This is a genomic window from Billgrantia pellis, assembly GCF_008297955.1.
Taxonomy (GTDB): domain Bacteria; phylum Pseudomonadota; class Gammaproteobacteria; order Pseudomonadales; family Halomonadaceae; genus Halomonas; species Halomonas pellis.
This window is the reverse complement of sequence record NZ_VTPY01000006.1, coordinates 232,957-249,645: the sequence shown is the minus strand read 5'-3', so window position 1 is coordinate 249,645 and position 16,689 is coordinate 232,957. Positions and strand designations below refer to the sequence as shown.

12 protein-coding genes and 1 pseudogene are annotated in these 16,689 nt (G+C 62.4%); 5 read left to right on the top strand and 8 right to left on the bottom strand.

The features are described from left to right. Positions 1 to 64 precede the first annotated feature (64 nt). The gene (locus tag F0A17_RS16635; protein WP_149329472.1) at positions 65 to 982 is read left to right on the top strand and encodes an AEC family transporter; all 918 of its coding nucleotides are present in this window, start codon (positions 65 to 67) and stop codon (positions 980 to 982) included. Positions 983 to 1,203: 221 nt separating this feature from the next. Here F0A17_RS16635 and F0A17_RS16630 read toward each other — a convergent pair whose 3' ends face one another. Further along, positions 1,204 to 2,112, bottom strand: coding sequence for a LysR family transcriptional regulator (locus F0A17_RS16630; RefSeq protein WP_149329471.1), 909 nt, complete (start codon positions 2,110 to 2,112; stop codon positions 1,204 to 1,206). 105 nt (positions 2,113 to 2,217) lie between these two features. Between F0A17_RS16630 and F0A17_RS16625 the strand changes: the two are divergent. Continuing rightward, positions 2,218 to 3,072 (top strand): annotated as a pseudogene (locus F0A17_RS16625) (DMT family transporter); the annotation flags it as partial. 10 nt (positions 3,073 to 3,082) lie between these two features. Here the strand turns inward: F0A17_RS16625 and trmB are convergent. The 3 genes from trmB to thiS form a co-directional block, all read right to left on the bottom strand. After that, a complete protein-coding gene (trmB, locus tag F0A17_RS20830; RefSeq protein WP_149329469.1) occupies positions 3,083 to 3,829 on the bottom strand; it encodes a tRNA (guanosine(46)-N7)-methyltransferase TrmB in 747 nt (248 codons plus the stop codon). 22 nt (positions 3,830 to 3,851) lie between these two features. Beyond that, positions 3,852 to 4,649 carry a thiazole synthase gene (locus F0A17_RS16615; RefSeq protein WP_149329468.1) on the bottom strand — a complete coding sequence of 266 codons (798 nt, stop codon included), beginning with the start codon at positions 4,647 to 4,649 and terminating at the stop codon, positions 3,852 to 3,854. Between the two features lie 62 nt (positions 4,650 to 4,711). Further along, positions 4,712 to 4,912: a sulfur carrier protein ThiS gene (gene thiS, locus F0A17_RS16610; RefSeq protein ID WP_149329467.1), complete on the bottom strand. Its 201-nt coding sequence runs from the start codon at positions 4,910 to 4,912 to the stop codon at positions 4,712 to 4,714. A gap of 103 nt (positions 4,913 to 5,015) precedes the next feature. On the opposite strand from thiS, the gene F0A17_RS16605 reads away from it, so the two are divergent. Beyond that, positions 5,016 to 5,396, top strand: a complete 381-nt coding sequence (locus F0A17_RS16605) for a DUF423 domain-containing protein (RefSeq protein WP_149329466.1) — start codon at positions 5,016 to 5,018, stop codon at positions 5,394 to 5,396. Between the two features lie 36 nt (positions 5,397 to 5,432). Here the strand turns inward: F0A17_RS16605 and F0A17_RS16600 are convergent, their stop codons facing one another. After that, the gene (locus F0A17_RS16600; RefSeq protein WP_149329465.1) at positions 5,433 to 5,846 is read right to left on the bottom strand and encodes a PaaI family thioesterase; all 414 of its coding nucleotides are present in this window, start codon (positions 5,844 to 5,846) and stop codon (positions 5,433 to 5,435) included. Positions 5,847 to 5,986: 140 nt separating this feature from the next. Then, positions 5,987 to 8,161, bottom strand: coding sequence for a malate synthase G (locus F0A17_RS16595; protein WP_149329464.1), 2,175 nt, complete (start codon positions 8,159 to 8,161; stop codon positions 5,987 to 5,989). 311 nt (positions 8,162 to 8,472) lie between these two features. On the opposite strand from F0A17_RS16595, the gene F0A17_RS16590 reads away from it, so the two are divergent. Continuing rightward, positions 8,473 to 9,456, top strand: coding sequence for an alpha/beta hydrolase (locus F0A17_RS16590; RefSeq protein WP_149329569.1), 984 nt, complete (start codon positions 8,473 to 8,475; stop codon positions 9,454 to 9,456). Then, the gene (locus tag F0A17_RS16585) at positions 9,450 to 9,932 is read left to right on the top strand and encodes a hypothetical protein (protein ID WP_149329463.1); all 483 of its coding nucleotides are present in this window, start codon (positions 9,450 to 9,452) and stop codon (positions 9,930 to 9,932) included. The genes F0A17_RS16590 and F0A17_RS16585 overlap by 7 nt, the downstream gene beginning before the upstream one ends. Before the next feature lie 18 nt (positions 9,933 to 9,950). Here F0A17_RS16585 and F0A17_RS16580 read toward each other — a convergent pair whose 3' ends face one another. Next, positions 9,951 to 11,009 (bottom strand): sodium:calcium antiporter, encoded by a 1,059-nt coding sequence (locus F0A17_RS16580; protein WP_149329462.1) that lies wholly within the window; start codon positions 11,007 to 11,009, stop codon positions 9,951 to 9,953. 311 nt (positions 11,010 to 11,320) lie between these two features. Further along, the gene (locus tag F0A17_RS16575; protein WP_149329461.1) at positions 11,321 to 15,970 is read right to left on the bottom strand and encodes an autotransporter outer membrane beta-barrel domain-containing protein; all 4,650 of its coding nucleotides are present in this window, start codon (positions 15,968 to 15,970) and stop codon (positions 11,321 to 11,323) included. Positions 15,971 to 16,689: the final 719 nt, after the last annotated feature.

Here is a 16,689-nt window from a genome sequence, read left to right as displayed (position 1 = left end):
GGCGTGTACCGTTGTCGCAGGGTTTAACGCTCATTTAATGGCCAATCGCTACAAGGATACCGATATGCAAAGCGTCGCCGACGCACTGGGCCCACTCTTCCTGCTAATCCTGCTGGGAGGCCTTCTGGGCCGCTTGCGCCAGCCGAACGGTGACTTCTGGTCCCAGCTAGAACGCTTGATCTATTTCCTGCTGTTTCCCGCCATGCTGATCGCCACCCTGGCGAACGCCGACGTCGGCGAGGTCATGGTCGTGCGCCTGGCCGTGGCCCTGCTGGGCGGCATGCTGTTGTTCGCGGCGCTGCTGTGGCTGGCGCATCGTCGGTTGGGGCTCGAGGCGGCGGCCTTCACTTCCGTCTTTCAGGGCGCGCTGCGCTTCAATACCTATGTCGGCGTCGCCGGGGCCGCGGCACTGCACGGCACGGCCGGCACCACCGTGGCAGCAGTGGCCGTGGCGCTGATGGTACCGCTGGTCAACGTGCTTTGCGTGGCCAGCTTCATCGCTGCCGGCACGCTCGGCCCCTCCAGCCTGGGAAAGAGCCTGGCGGCATTGTGTCGCAATCCCTTGATTCTCGCCTGCCTGGCGGGCATCGGCCTCAATCTGACGGGAATCGGACTGCCCGGCTGGAGTGGCGCCGCAGTGGAATTGCTGGGGCGCGCAGCACTGCCGCTGGGACTGGTGGCGGTAGGCGTGGCATTGCGGCCTCAGGCATTGCTGCGCCTGGATCGTGGAGTCTGGGCCGCCAATCTGATCAAGCTGGCGCTCATGCCCACCGCAGTGCTGGCGCTGTCTCTACTGCTGGGGCTGGATGCGGTCAGTCGCGACGTGGCGCTGCTGTTCGCCGCTCTGCCGACCGCCACATCGGCTTATATTCTGGCCCGCCAATTGGGTGGCGATGCCGAGCTGATGGCCGCCCTGATCACTGGGCAGACGCTCCTGGCCATGGCGACGCTGCCGCTGTGGCTACACTTGGCAGGAAGTTGAATAAAAAATATTCGTATTCGTGTTGACAGAGATAATGAGAATGGCTTACATTGAAGGCGTGATGTTGATGAGGCATCACGGCCATTAGGGGAATTGCCAGTTTCCCGCTATGGTTTCTCCCCCTCATTGCTAGTCACGGTCTTGCCTGCGCCCTCCCCGAGGGCGCTTTTTTTGGCCTCGCACCTTTATCCCTTTCTTCAGCCGGGACTTGCCCGCCCCTACTAGACCGTTACGCCCCCCCGCCAAGGGCCCCGCTCCTGCAAGCGCTCACGCAGCATGGCGGCCAGCGCCTCCACTGCGGGGCGCGATTCCGCCTCGATATGACGAGCGAAGTGCAGCCGTGCTTCGCAGCGGTCGAGCGCAGGCAGCCCCTCCGCCGAGCCAAGTTCGCGCATGGCGGGGGTGAGGCGCTCCCGATCGAGCACGCTGATCGCCAGGCCCATCTCCACCGCCCGCTCGACGGCGTGAATGCTGGTACTGGTGAACACCGCATGCCAGGATCTGCCCAGCCGCTCCAGAGCTTCGGTGGCCAGCGCCCGATAGGGACAGTCAACCTCGTGCAATGCCAGCGGCAGGCTCTCCCGGTCCGCCAGGCCGGCGGCACGCGGCCCCGCCCAGACGGGAGACGTACGCCACAGCGTCTCGCCTCCCGGCAGGGGTACCGGACGATCGAGTACCACGGCCAGGTGCAGTCGCGAGCGGCCCAACTGGCGGCCAAGCTCGCCGCTGGTGGCGGTGACGGCCTCCAGCAGCACATCGGGGTGGCGCGAGGTGAATTCCGGCAGCACGTCACCGAGCAGCGCGCGCGCATAGTCTTCCGGCAAGCCGAAGCGCAGCCGGCCGCGCAGCCCCTGGCCGGCATAGCGGGCCACGATTCCATCATGCATGCGGAGCAGCTCGCGGGCCTCCTGCAGCAGCGCCTCGCCCGTCGCGGTAGGGATGACACCGCGTGGACCGCGCTCCAGCAACCTGGCGTTCAATGCGGCTTCCAGGCGCTTGATCTGCATGCTGATGGCGCTGACGGTGCGATGCCGCTGCTCGGCCGCCGCCGCCAGCGACCCGAGCTGAGCGGCGGCCTGGAAGCTGCGTAACAGCTCGAGATCCAGCGCGGCCGCTCCGACTTCAGACATATTGAACTCTCTCTGCAAAAAGTTTCGCTTCATTGAAGCTGGAATAATCGCCAAGCTCAAGGTCCCCCAACCCAGCACCCCGAGCCCAGCAGAGGAGGACCCGACATGCCGAACCGGATCGTATCCTTGATGATCGCCGCCGGGTTCGTGGTGTGCTGGAGTTCCGGCTTCGTCGGCGGACGGCTCGCCACCGAAGCCGACATGCCGGTACTGGCGCTGTTCGTGTGGCGTTTCCTGCTGGCCGCGCTGGTGGTCGGGGCGTGGTGGTACCTGACGTTCCGCCGGCCGGTGTCAGGGAGCGAAGTCCGCTACGAGATGCTGATTGGCAGCCTGACCATGGGCGGCTACCTGCTGGGGGTCATCCTCGCCCTCGAATTCGGTGTCAGTGCCGGCATTGCGGCGCTGATCACCGCACTACAGCCACTTCTGGCAGCGGCCGTGGCGGGACCGCTGCTGGGCGAGCGCCTAGGGCGAAGAGGCTGGACGGGGATGACGCTCGCCCTTATCGGCGTGGCGCTGTGCGTGGGGGACGACCTGGGGGGCGAGCGCGGAGCGCCGGCCTGGGCCTATGCACTGCCGCTACTGTCGGTCGCTTCGGTAACGCTTGGCAGCCTGCTGTCGGTGCGCAGAGCGGCCACGCTGCCGCTGCCCGTCGCGCTGCTGGCACAGCTCATTGCCGCCACCGGCATCTTTCTGGTCGCCGCGCTGCTCGACGGAGGAGGCAAGCTGCCCCCGCCCAAGCCGGAACCGCTCACGCTGGCGGCGCTCGCCTGGCTGGTGGTGCTGTCTAGCCTGGGCGGCTACGGCTTCTTCGTGGCCAGCCTGCGCCGTTTCGGCGTCACCCTGACCTCCTCACTTGTGCACCTTACTCCCGGCGTGACCCTGCTATGGGCCGCCATCATGTTCGGCGAACGTCCGGGAACGGCCGGCATGACGGGCATGGTCTTGGCAGGAGCCGGAGCGTTACTGGCTATCTGCGGCGTTCGAAGATCAGATCCCACACGCCGTGGCCCAGACGCTCGCCACGTGCCTCGAACTTGGTCAACGGGCGAAAGTCGGGGCGCGGCACATAGGGCGCCGTCTCCGCAGACGCCGTATTGACGAAACCGGGTGCGGCGGTCATGACCTCCGCCATCCACTCGGCATAGCCCTGCCAGTCGGTGGCCATGTGCAGCAGACCGCCGGGCTTGAGCCGCGTCCGGATCAGCTCGACGAAGGCGGGCTGCACGATACGCCGCTTGTGGTGCTTCTTTTTCGGCCAGGGATCGGGAAAGAACAGCTGCAGGGTATCGAGGCTCGCTTCCGGCAGGCACCGCTCGAGCACCGCCAACGCATCCTCGCGATAGACCCGGATATTGGTCAGACCCCGCTTGTCGGCCTCGTCGAGCAACTTGCCCACGCCGGGCGCATGCACCTCGATGCCGAGGAAGTCGGTATCGGGATGCCGCGTAGCCTGTTCGATCAGCGAGGCGCCCATGCCGAAGCCGATCTCCGCCACCCGCGGCGCGCGTCGACCGAACAGGGAATCGAGATCCTGGCGGCCGTCGGCCAGGGTCAGGCCCAGCCTCGGCCAGACCTCTTCCAGGCCGCGTGTCTGGGCCTGGGTCATGCGCCCGGCGCGCAGCACATAGCTCTTGATGCCACGGCGGTGCAAAGGGGCGTCCGGCCCTTCCGGGCCGGTGCTCGAGGTGACGGTATCGCGTTGCGGATCGCTCATGGAAATCGCTGGGCTCGAATGGTCAGCCGTTGATGCGGCCGGCAAAGGGGGAGGAGGGGTCGGCGGTCTGGCGACGCGGCATGCGTCCGGCAAGAAACGCCTCGCGCCCGGCCTCGACGGCCTTTTTCATGGCACTTGCCATCAGCACCGGTTGGCGGGCGTGGGCGATGGCCGAGTTCATCAGCACGCCGTCGCAACCCAGCTCCATGGCCATGGCGGCATCGGAAGCGGTGCCTATCCCGGCATCGACCAGCACGGGCACGCTCGTCTGTTCGATGATCAGGCGGATATTATGCGGGTTCTGGATGCCGTGGCCGGAGCCGATCAGTGAACCCAGCGGCATGATCGCGCAGCAGCCCAGGCGCTCGAGCTCCCTGGCGACGATGGGGTCATCGCTGGTATAGACCATGACGTCGAAACCGTCGGCGAGCAACTCCTCGGCCGCCTTGAGGGTCTCGGTCACATTGGGGTAAAGCGTCGAGTCGTCGCCCAGCACCTCGAGCTTGACCAGCTTGTGCCCGTCGAGTAGCTCGCGGGCCAGCTTGCAGGTACGCACGGCATCCTTGGCGGTGTAGCAACCGGCGGTATTGGGCAGCAAGGTAAAGCGATCCGGCGGGACCACATCGAGCAGGTTCGGCTGATCGGCGTCCTGCCCCAGGTTGGTGCGACGCACGGCGAAGGTGACCACCTCGGCACCCGACGCGGCGATGGCGTCGGCCGTCTCGTCGAAGTCCTTGTACTTGCCGGTGCCGACCAGCAGACGGGAAGTGAAGGCGTGGCCGGCAATCCGCAGCGGCTGGTCCTGGAGGAAATCTGTCATCGCATGTGCCTTTCTCTGGTCCGGGGGGCCTGGGTCGGAGCGATCGTGCGAGGCGTCTCTCACTAGCCGCCACCAATGGCGTGGACGATCTCGATGCGGTCGCCGTCGACCAGCCGCGTGATTTTGTGCTCGCTCTTGGGCACGATCTCTTCGTTGCGCTCGACGGCGATGCGTCGACCTCTCAGGCCGAGGCTGTCGATCAACTGCGCCACCGTGAGTCCGGCGGCAAGGTGCTTGGCCTCACCGTTGAGCTGGATCTGCATGGCATCCTCTCTACGTTGACGAGTGTCGCGGAGGCGTATTGTAGCCGGTTCAGGCCCCCCGCGGTACGGTAGGTATCATCCCCACTCATACAGGAGCAGCGCAATGCAGGACCGATTCTGGTGGAGCGGTGCGGCGCTGTCGGGCGCCCTGACAGTGATGGCGGGCGCCTTCGCCGCTCACGCCCTGCAGGGCCAGCTGTCGCCGCGCCTGGCAGCCGTCTTCGAAACCGGCGTACGCTACCAAGCGTGGCACACCCTGGCGATGGTGGGCGTGCTGGCCTGGCGCGCTTCATGCCTTTATCGCGGCCAATATCTCGTACTGGGCCTTTGGACAACGGGAATGCTGCTGTTCTCCGGCTCCCTCTATGTGCTGGCCCTGACCGGCATGCGCGGCCTGGGCATGATCACGCCCCTCGGCGGTGTCCTGCTGATCGGCGGCTGGCTGGCACTCGCGGTGTGCGCGTTCCGCGCCAGGGCGGCCTAAGCCGAACACCCGAGCGCCGGCACATTCGAAGAACGCTCAGTCGGCGTCGGGGATGGCATAGGTCGCCGTGACATGCGCCACGGGCCGTTCGTCGCCGGCGGAGAAGAGCTGCACCTCGCCCACCGCCAGGCGACGGCCGAGCTTGATGATTCGAGCATTGGCGATCAGGTCGCGATCGCCGCGCGCGCGACGCAGGAAGTGGCAGTTGAGGTCGGTGGTCACGGCCATCGGCTCAGGCCCGATCTGGGCCAGGATCGCCACGTAGAGACAGACATCGGCCAATCCCATCATGGTCGGGCCGGAAACGCTGGATCCGGGACGGAGATGCTCGTCCTCGATGGCCAGACTCATGGTCGCCCGCATATGATCGACCCCTTCGATGGTACCCGCACGCTGGGGGAATACCTCGTCGAGAAAGTCCTCGATGGCGGCGGCGGTCATCACGGTCATCTGCGGGCTCCTGGTTATGCTTGTCGGGCGGCTCGTCGACTCGAAGCGGCCGACGCACGCGTCAACATAACCCAAAGCGCCCCGGGCGGGTACCCGGGGCGCTTAACGCCACGCTCTTGGGACTACGCGCGACGAGCCGGTTATTTCGCCTTGTGTACCGCACGCCAGTGGTGCAGCAGCGGCTCGGTGTAGCCGGCCGGCTGCTCGCGACCCTTGAAGACCAGGTCGCTGGCGGCCTGGAAGGCGCTGGAATGGCTATAGTCGCTCGACATCGGCGTATAGGCCGGGTCCCCGGCGTTCTGTTCGTCGACCACCTTGGCCATACGCTCCAGGGTCTTGCGCACGCGCTCGGCGTCGACCACGCCGTGGTGCAGCCAGTTGGCGATGTGCTGGCTGGAGATCCGCAGCGTGGCACGGTCCTCCATCAGACCCACGTCGTGGATATCGGGCACCTTGGAGCAACCCACGCCGTGCTCGACCCAGCGCACCACATAGCCGAGGATGCCCTGGCAGTTGTTGTCGAGCTCCTGCTGGATCTCCTCGTCGGACCAGCCGGCCTTCTCGGCCACCGGCACGGTGAGCAGGTCGTCGAGCAGGTCGGGCTCGCCCTGCGCTTCCAGCTCGCGCTGGACGGCGGTGACGTCGATCTGATGGTAGTGCAGCGCATGCAGGGTCGCGGCGGTGGGTGACGGCACCCAGGCGGTGTTGGCGCCCGCCTTGGGATGGCCGACCTTCTGCTCGAGCATGGCGGCCATCAGGTCCGGCATGGCCCACATGCCCTTGCCGATCTGGGCGCGACCGCGCAGGCCGCAGGCCAGGCCGACCTGAACGTTGTTGCGCTCGTAGGCGCCGATCCAGGCGGCATGCTTCATGTCGCCCTTGCGGATCATCGGGCCCGCCTCCATGGCGGTGTGCATCTCGTCGCCGGTGCGGTCGAGGAAACCAGTGTTGATGAACACCACGCGCGAGGCGGCTTCGCTGATGCATGCCTTGAGGTTGACCGAGGTACGGCGCTCCTCGTCCATGATGCCCATCTTCAGCGTATCGCGGGCCAGACCCAGCAGATCCTCGATGCGGCCGAACAGCTCGTTGGAGAAAGCAACCTCCTTGGGGCCGTGCATCTTCGGCTTGACGATGTAGACCGAGCCCTGGCGAGAGTTGCGCGGCTCGTTCTCGCGCTTCTTCAGGTCATGCAGGGCCAGCAGACTCGTCATGATACCGTCGAGGATGCCCTCGGGCAGCTCGTTGCCGTCGGCGTCGAGCACCGCCGGCGTGGTCATCAGGTGGCCGACGTTGCGCACGAACATCAGCGAGCGGCCGGGCAACGTCAGGCTGCCGCCATCCGGCGTGGTGTAGGTCCGGTCGCCGTGCAGGCGGCGAGTGAACGTCTTGCCGCCCTTCTCCACCGGCTCGGACAGGTCGCCTCGCATCAGGCCCAGCCAGTTGGTGTAGACACCGACCTTGTCCTCGGCATCCACCGCCGCCACGGAGTCCTCACAGTCCATGATGGCGGTCAGTGCGGCTTCGACCAGCAGATCCTTGACACCGGCCGGATCCGTCTTGCCGATCGGATGCGCCGGATCGATCTGAATCTCCAGGTGCAGATCGTGGTTGGCCAGCAGGATCGCCTGGGGGCTGGCGGCATCGCCCTGATAACCGACCAGCTTGCCCGGCTCCTTCAGGCCGGTCTCCTGGCCGCCTTCCAGGCTTACTACCAAATGACCGTCGCGCAGGACGTACTTGACGGCATCGCGGTGTGAGCCGGTGGCCAGCGGCGCGGCCAGATCGAGCACGCTTCGCGCGTAGGCGATGACCTTCTCGCCACGCTTGGGATTGTACTCGGCGGTCTTCTCGGCGCCATCCTCCTCGGAGATGGCGTCGGTACCGTAGAGGGCATCATAGAGGCTGCCCCAGCGCGCGTTGGCGGCATTGAGCGCGTAACGCGCGTTGCTCACCGGTACCACCAGCTGCGGCCCGGCCTGGATAGAAACCTCGCGATCGACATTCGCGGTGGAAACCGTAACCTGGGACGGGGCCTGGGACAGGTAACCGATCCGCTCGAGGAAGTCGCGATAGCCGGACATGTCGCGCACCGGACCGGGATTCTCGCGATGCCAGGTATCGAGCTGCTCCTGCAATCGGTCGCGCTCGGCCAGCAGCTCGCGGTTCTTCGGCGTCAGATCGTGAAAGATGGCGTCGACGCCGGCCCAGAAGGCATCGGCATCGATGCCGGTACCCGGCAGCGCCTGCTCATTGATGAAACGGTCCAGCTCGGCGGCCACCTGAAGACGATGGCGAGTGACGCGTTCGGACATGAAGATCTCCTCGTGCGGGAAGGCAGGTAGCGTGCTAACCGCCTGCCGCCATGTTGGGGGTCGTGGGGGTGATAACCACTGCGATGGCGCCAATTTTGTGGAAAACTGTTCCACATGTAAACCCGAGGCTGGGTCAACCCCACTAGACAAAGGGTTTAGATCATGCATTCTGACCAAACGGTCAACTACCGTCCCCATGGCTGATGCTTTTCACATCGCTAGGCGGCATGCCGACAGGTAAACTTTCCTGGCCACGCGGAATCACACCGTAGGAAAGGCCAATGAATCGCCGTATGCCGCTGGAGAATGCCATGACCGACTTTAGCCCCCTGCAGGCCCTGGGCCCTATTGCCCCCCTCAGGTCGGATGGCGAGCCGCCGCTGAGCGATTATCTCGCACATTATGGGCTGGCCCCGTTGCTCACCGAGCATGTCGGTCTCTACGTCGGCTACCTGGGGACGGATCGCTTTCGACTATGGACACAGGTCTGGCGACCGGCCCAAGCGATCGGCACGATCTTCGTGGTGCATGGCTACTTCGACCATCTGGGGCTTTACCGGCACCTGCTGGAGCGCCTGCTGAGCCGCGGCTGGCAAGTCGTGCTGTGGGACTTGCCCGGGCATGGACTCTCCAGCGGTCGGCGTGCCTGCATCGACGACTTCGCCCACTACGGCGAGTGCCTGCACGCCCTACAGGCCCAGCTCGGCGAACGCGACCTGGCACCTCGCCCTTGGGTCGGTATCGGCCAAAGCACGGGCGCAGCGATTCTCGCCACCGATGCACTGGCTCATCCCGACGCGGGCCATTGGGCCGGCTTGGCATTGCTCGCGCCGCTGGTACGCCCCTTCGGCTGGCCGCAGGCGAGCTGGCTGCATCGGCTGGTCGGCCCTTTCGTGCGCAGCGTGCCGCGCAAGTTCCGCGCCAACTCCACCGATGCCGAGTTCGCCGCCTTCCTGCGCGAGCAGGACCCGCTCCAGCCCTGCCATATTTCGCTGAATTGGGTCGAGGCCATGCGCCGCTGGATGCCGCAACTGCTCGCCCTGCCCCCCTGCGAACTGCCGACACTGATCTTGCAGGGCGAACAGGACCTTACCGTGGATTGGGAATGGAACTTGGGCGTGCTCGAGCGCAAGTTCCCCAATGCCCGCATTCATCGCCATCCCGAGGCACGCCATCACTTGGTCAACGAGGCCGCATCCATACGCGAATCGTTGTTCACCGTCTTGGACGATTTCGTCGCCGAGCTGGTGCCCGGCAGCCCCTTGCGCGCCCAGGAACCGCTGAGCCGATGCTGAGATTCCCCGTCCTGGTCACCGTGCTGGCCTTGTTCTTGGTCGGCTGTGCCGGCCAGCCCCCCGAGCCCGACCCCGTGCGCCGTGCGCTGCAGAACCTGAGCGAGCGCGCCGTGGACCGGGTGCTCCAGGTGGATTCACTGCAGCCGACCGAAGATCAAGTGCTGCTGCTGGTCGCGCCCGAAGTGGACGACAGCCTGGGCATCGGGAGCGAGCGCTTTCTGGAAAACCTGACCCGAGCCCTGTTGGGCGCCACCGACGGCCCCCAGGTGATCGACTGGCGCCCCGCCATGAGCGGTGAGGGGCGCTCCCGGCAATGGAAACTGGAGAGCCGCCTGGAGGCCACCGCGCCGAGACTGACGCTCTCCGACCGCGACCTGCTGCCCTACCGTCTAACGCTGCGACTCTACCGTCCCGACCTCGAGGATGCCGTATGGCAAACGGCCATTGACGGCGCTTTCGACGCTACGGCGCTATAGCCGCATGACGCGGTGCGGCTAGGAGGCATCCCCGCCGCCCTCGCCGCCGATCAGTACCATGGCGATACCGGCCAGATACAGGATTAGGATAGCCACGCTCTCGAAGCCGATTCGCCCCGGCCCCTGCTCCTCGCGACGAATCAACCCCACCAGCAGGATGCCGGTCATGAGCAGTGACAGTGCGATCCACAGCGACACCGAATCCGGCATGGCGTGATAGATCGAGCCTTGTCGGTAAGCGACGTCGGCGGCGGCGGCAAACAGCGTATCGAAGGCATTGCCTCCGATGATCCCGGCGACCGCCAGGGTCAGCGCACCACGCCGCACCGCGGCGACCGTGGTGACCAGCTCCGGCAGCGAAGTTGCCACCGAGGTCAGCAGGATGCCGATCGCCGCCTGATCGAGGCCGGTGGTCGCGGAAAGTGCCGTGGCGCTGCGTTCCATCAGCCAGCCGGCCACACCCAGCATCGCGGCGAGTACGACGAACGAAAACCAGAGCCCGGTCAGCGCTCGTCCTGCCGAGGCGGCATCCGGCTCGTCGGCGCGCGTCTCGAGGGTCTGGGCAGGGCTCCACATGGGCTCGAATTTCGCCTGGTGGATCAGGCGCAGGCCGAACAGGTAACCGAAGAACAACAGCGGCGTGACCGGGTGGACATGCCACAGCGTCAGCTCGGGGGAGAAGCGTCCCACCAATAACAGGGACAACAGGCAAAGCAACAACGCCCCCTGTAGCAGGTTACCGAGGGAAGCGGCAGCATGCTCGAGGTTGGCACGCCGGTAGGAGATGTCGGCGACGGTGAGGAACAGAGTCTGGGCGGCGATCCCCCCCAGCGCATTGCTCATCGCCAGCTCCGCCCGCCCGCCCCAGGCCGCCGAGACCGACAGCACGATCCCTGACAGCGACGTCGCGAGCCCCAGCAGTACCGCCCCGGCGATCGCCTCGCCCAATCCCGTTCGATCGGCCAGTTCATCGACGATACGCGCCAGCCGAGTCCCCACCACGCCGATCAACGCTGCCGTCGCGACGAACAGCGCGATGGCCAGCGGCAGGGATAGGCTTTCCGGGCTCAGGAACATAGGGCACGCAAGCGGTAGCGAACAGGCGTCGGCGATGTGCTGCGCATAGGGCCTCCCTGGGATGGTCGCCTACGGGCGCCATCGCCATGGCGACCCGCTCTTCAGCGTAGCCCCGCTGCGTCCTTCCTCAACCCTGGCGCAACTGGCGATCGAGCTGGCGGTAGCCGATCGCCTCCATCAGCTCGCCAGCCAGGCGCGGTCTTCCACCGACAGGCACAGGACGGCGGCAAGGTATTCTCGCTTCTGCTGCGATGTAAGACATAGCGGCAAGTGGGACAAGCTGGTTCCCTGTCCAGCTTGTCCATAGCGATTCACCAGGTAATTCGTGCCCCGGCGGACAAATTATATGACGAGCTAATCTCTTGGTTGCCTCCCACGTCTTCCAGACGGCCTACTTCACCATAAAAATTTATGCGGTCGCTGACTGACCAAGTGGCACCCACAGCGACTTCACCTGAGGTATAACCGCGCTTGGTATCGATGGTTGTGCTGCCTCCCGGACCATATACAAGCATTTCGTCCGTGCCGTTCAAGCCATGCCACAAGTTGATCCGCCCATAGGGTTGCACTCGTCCGTGATTGGTCTGGAAGTCTCCTACCAAGCGAAGGCCTAGGCGACCAGTCATGGTCGTGTCCGTTTCATGCACGATTTTTGCTGCGGAAATCGAGGCGGTATCCAAGTCTTGTCTTCCGACGATGACCTGCGCTTGTGGCTCCAGGCCCCAGCTTGCATTGAGGGCAAAAGGTTTCCCCACTTCAAGCGAGGCCATCAAGCTGTTTCCATCCAAGCTGTTCTCGCTACCACCGTTGGAACTCGCATCGCCATTATGCCAGCCGTACTGCAACACAAGGTCGCTATACCAGCCCGACTCGCCTGTGTGTATCCAGTACGTGCCCGCATAATTGCTATGACCTGCCAGATCGCCGACCGAGTTATTACTCACACCGCTGGCAAAACCGTTGACTTCGCCATTCCATTCCAGACGACCTGCATACAGACCCAAGCGCTCGCTGCCGTTGTGCAGGAGGTCCAAGCCAAGTTGCACGCCTGAGTACTCCGTTTCGTTATTCGGAGAGACGGTACCACTCTGACGGTTCTCAAGCTCGTTATGTATGTACCGCGCCCAGACGCGCTGCGATAGGTCGGTAGTGGTTTTAGGTGTCCCACTGCCGTCGTCGCCTAGGCGCAGGTGTCGCGTGCCTAACATTGTCATATCAGAATGTGTCAGCATGCTAGGCAGCACAGCGTTCAAGGCGATTTCAGGGCGATAAGTGACTGGGCTCGGTTTCGTCGGTGTGCTCGGGTTGGCCAAAGTGGAGCGCAGATACCAGTTTTCACCGGCGCCCCCAGCATCACCTGGCAATAGGCGATATTCGAATGCGCCTGCAGCAAGGTGGCCACTATTCAGCGCAAACGCATCCTGTGTTGACTGCGCTGTCGTGGTGGCGCCATTAATTGCACTAATCAGCTCGATGCCATCACCAGTAGTCTGAGCGCCAAGGCCGCCCAAGTTTACTACCTCAACCATCGTCGTCCCGCTGGCCGTACCGCCGTCTATGACCAAACGGTCCGTTGCACTGTCATCGGCTCCTAGTTTAGTACTCATGCGTAACAAGCCGTCGTTGCCTATATAGTCGCCCTGCACCGTTAACGTTGAGCCCGGCACATCACCGATGAGCGACACGGTGCCTGCGTTAGTTAGATCGCCGATCAACTGATCAAAGCCGGCGGTGTCAAGCGTAGCGCCTGTGGCAACATTATATGAGGCAGCTGGGCCAAAGGCGCCCGCAGCACCAGCTGCGAGCGTGCCTTCCGCAACCGTAGCCCTGCCGGTTGTATTGTTAGTGCCTGATAGCTTCAAAGTGCCGCTACCTAGCTTGCTCCAGTTGCTTGCGCCAGATAATGGCCCACTCAAACCGACGGTATTTGCTTGGGTATCAATAACGCCGCCCCCAGTCAGTACATTGAATTCACGTGCCGAATCAAAATCCTGGCTGATGCTCAACGTGCCGCCATCAAGGTTTAACTCTCCACTGGCTGCGCCCAAGTTGGCATCGCTGGCGACCTGCAATGTACCAGCCGCAACTGTGGTGCCGCCCGTGTAACTGTTCTCGCCCCCTAGCACCAGCGTGCCGACGTCGGATTTCATCAGCCCCCCGGTACCGGCGATGTTGGCGTTTATCGTGGCGCTGGTAGTCTGTCCTGCTGCCGTGCCGTCACCCACTCGGATTACGGTATCCGCTGTGTTCGTGGTCAACGTACCCGGTCCATTTATGACGTAGCCGTCGGTGATGAATTGCCCTCCTGAGAAATTAATGGTCCCTAGGCTGTCATCTACCGTGACGGTTCCTTTGGGCCCTTGAAAAACGGCAAAGGCATTATCTGTCCATGCGTTATTTAACGCAGGATCGCTGTCAGTCCAGTTAGTGGTGGTTGTGGCGTACCAAGTGCCATCTCCTCCATCATAAAGACCGTTATTAGGGCCCTGCGCGTCCCAGAAGCGAAGGGTCAAGCCATTCGTGTTGATGAGGTTTACTTGTTGAGCCACTTCCGTCTGGATATAAACGTCGCCGGGTGCCGTGCCAGCTGGCAGTGTGCCTAGATCCAGCGTGTTATTGGTCATCCCCCCCGAATAGTTGATGACACGGTATATACCCGGGTCGAAGGCTCCGCCTGGTGTCAGGTCTACGTTCAGGGTTCCATCCAGCGTCAGGTCGCCGTTGACTTCAAGCAGGTCATTCAGCGTTCCACCGATAATATTCTTGGCACCAAGTTCGAAGTCTAGGAAGGAGCCGCTGGATAAGGCCAGGTTTCCCATGGTGAGTGTGCCTGCGCTGTTTCCAGGCGAGATGCGACCGCCATTCAGAGCTGTTACTGTTCCCCCTAGTTCACCGCTACCGCCAAGCGTAGCGCCGCTTGCCACAGTGACCGTCCCGGTCGCGGCTGACTGGTCGCCATTGACCAGTAAGGTACCTTGGTTGATGTTCGTGGCGCCGCTGTATGTATTGTCACCGCTGAGTATCGTTGTGCCGCTGCCGTCCTGAACCAGAGCGCCATTGCCAGAGATCGTGCCTCCAATGGCAAGAGAATCCGCTCGGTCCACAAGCAACGTTCCATTGTTCAGCACGTCGCCAGATATGCGGCCGCTATTCCCGCCATCACCCAGCTGCAGCACGCCAGCCTCTATGCGGGTGCCGCCACTGTAGGAGTTTTCAGCGGTCAACACCAACGTGCCCGCACCCTCTTTGGAAAGCGGCCCCCCGCCCACCAGCGCCTGATCGACGATAAATGTGTTAGCTCCATCGACGATGTCGAAACCGCCGCCTGCTGCGCCCCAGTTGATGGTGCGCGCCGTCTGGTCCAAAGTCGTGCCCGTGATTTGGAGAATGCCGCCGTCAAAATTCAATTCTCCCGCAGCGTCCCCCAGGCTGCTATCGTCACTGACAGAAAGCTTGCCTTCGAGCAAGTTCCATGATGTCACCTCGCTCGTTGCCCCGGTCAACGCCCAGGTACTCGTACCTGTCTTGTTGAAAACGCCAAAATTCTGGTATTGAACGCCAATTAGGTCGGTGTCGAAGATGCCGTTAGCGCTCCCGCCTAACGCCAGCGTATCCGCAGTTGTAGCGGCCAGGACATTGCCAGTGATGGTCGAGTTGCTATGCAATTCGAGCGAATTCGTTCCACCGGTGAAATGGATGGCATAGGCCAAGCCACCGTCGCCATTACGGCCACTTGTGATCTGGCCGTTGTTAATGATTGTGGCATCTGAGCCAGTGATGCCTATGCCACCTCCTTGAGCCCCTACCGAGGCAGCGCTATCACCACCGGTGACTGTTCCTTCGTTCCGTAAAGTGGCGTTCGAGAGTTCGAGGCCGTTGCCACCCGCGCTACCTGTTCCGACTACAGAGCCGCCGCCTGCAATTCCATCGGCACCACTAATTGACCCGGTCGATGTATTGTTCAAGCTACCATCGGCCAGCCTTACCCCTACACCGCCCGCACCGTGCCCCGATCCACCCAGATTTGAACCTGTACCACCATTTCCCCCAATGATCGTGCCACTATTGTTGTGGTCATCTCCTCCTATAAGAATTGCCCCTGTACCCCCAATCCCAGCCCACTGATTGTCGCCACCTGCAGGGCTGTTCGCGGGACTGCCGCCTTCGCCCCCACTTATGAGGCCTTCGTTGTTCAACATGCCATCTGTGATCTGAACACCAATGCCACCATTTCCAGAGTTCGAGCTACCTCCGCTGGTCGGCATATTGCTTACATCCACAGAACCCCCATCTCCCCCCGAAATGGAACCGGTCGAAGCATTGGTCAAGGAACTGTTTGACAACGTCATGCCGCTGCCACCGTCTCCGGCTCGGGCTTGGTTCGAGTATAAGCGAGAACCACCGTCGCCTCCTGTCACGGTAGCCCTGTTAGTGATGTCTGCACCGTTTGCAGTCACCCCATCTCCGCCTTTGGCCACTGCTTCGGCTGAGGTGCTAGAGGTCGTGCTGCCGCCTACTACACTGCCTTGGAGCACTATGCTTCCACTTCCAAATGTTGCTCCTTTACCCGGCGAATTAAGAGGAGCGGTTTGCGCAGTCAGAGTGAAAGCGCCAGTATCAATGGTCACGATTCGCCCAGCCGCCACATCCGGCAGGACGGGGTCCGATAAGGCAATGCTGGAAGTGAGCTCAATAGTAGAGCTACTGTCACCACTTGCGTTTGCTTGAGCAATGGCACTACGCAATTCTGCTTCATTAGAGGCCGTATAATCGAACGCATATGCGGTAACGTTGTGTATGCCAGGCCCCACGGTAGCCGCTATTAGCCATGTAGCCTTGTGCAGACGCCCAGCAACGGCAGCCTTGCCACAGACCGGTTTGCCGTTCCCGCGTGCGTATTCTGAAGCTACTACCCATGCTTGGCGAGCATGGCTCCACAGGGTGCGATGTACTTTGTTCATACATTTTTTCTCCTTTTTACGCAGGAACCTATGACTGACCAATGACTTGTTCTGAAGAATTTAAAAGGGGGCAGTAGGCCGCCAGACGGGTTTCCCTAGGGTTCCCTTAGCATTTTGTGTTCGCTCAGGGCATTCATGGCACTGCCCGCGAAATAGCGGTGTGAAAAAAGAAGCAGGGGAGAGGTCTATGCAAAGCAATATTGTGGTCAACATTTTTTTAACGCTCCTTGGCTGAAAGATGATCAGCTAACATCCTGTGCTCTAGCGCTTAAAGACTAGCAATAATTAGTTAGGACGCCTAATTTTTGCGTCTTATGTATCTGCTCTTTGGTGGGGTCAGCGAGCTTAATCTCAGAGATTGAAGCCCAGCAGGGACGCTGCCGACATGGTTGCCGAACGACATGTAAGCATTTTCTTACAGCCTGGATGGAGGAACGCTTACTTACTCATAAGAATTGTCTCATGCCTAATCCTGTGCACTGGAGCAGGAAGGCCACGACCGTGTGAACAGGTCGAGCATCGAACTATCATTTAAACTTTTCGCAAGAGGTTTAATTAAAATTAGACACCTGACATCTGAGTTTTTACCTTCTATACAGAAAAGATGCTTGCGCCCGCATGCTTAGCAGCTTTTTCTCATGCTGAAGCCTGCTTAGAAAACGCTCAGCATCAATCGGTGCTTCTCTTCATCAACAGGATGGCACCTCCCTGGGGATGGT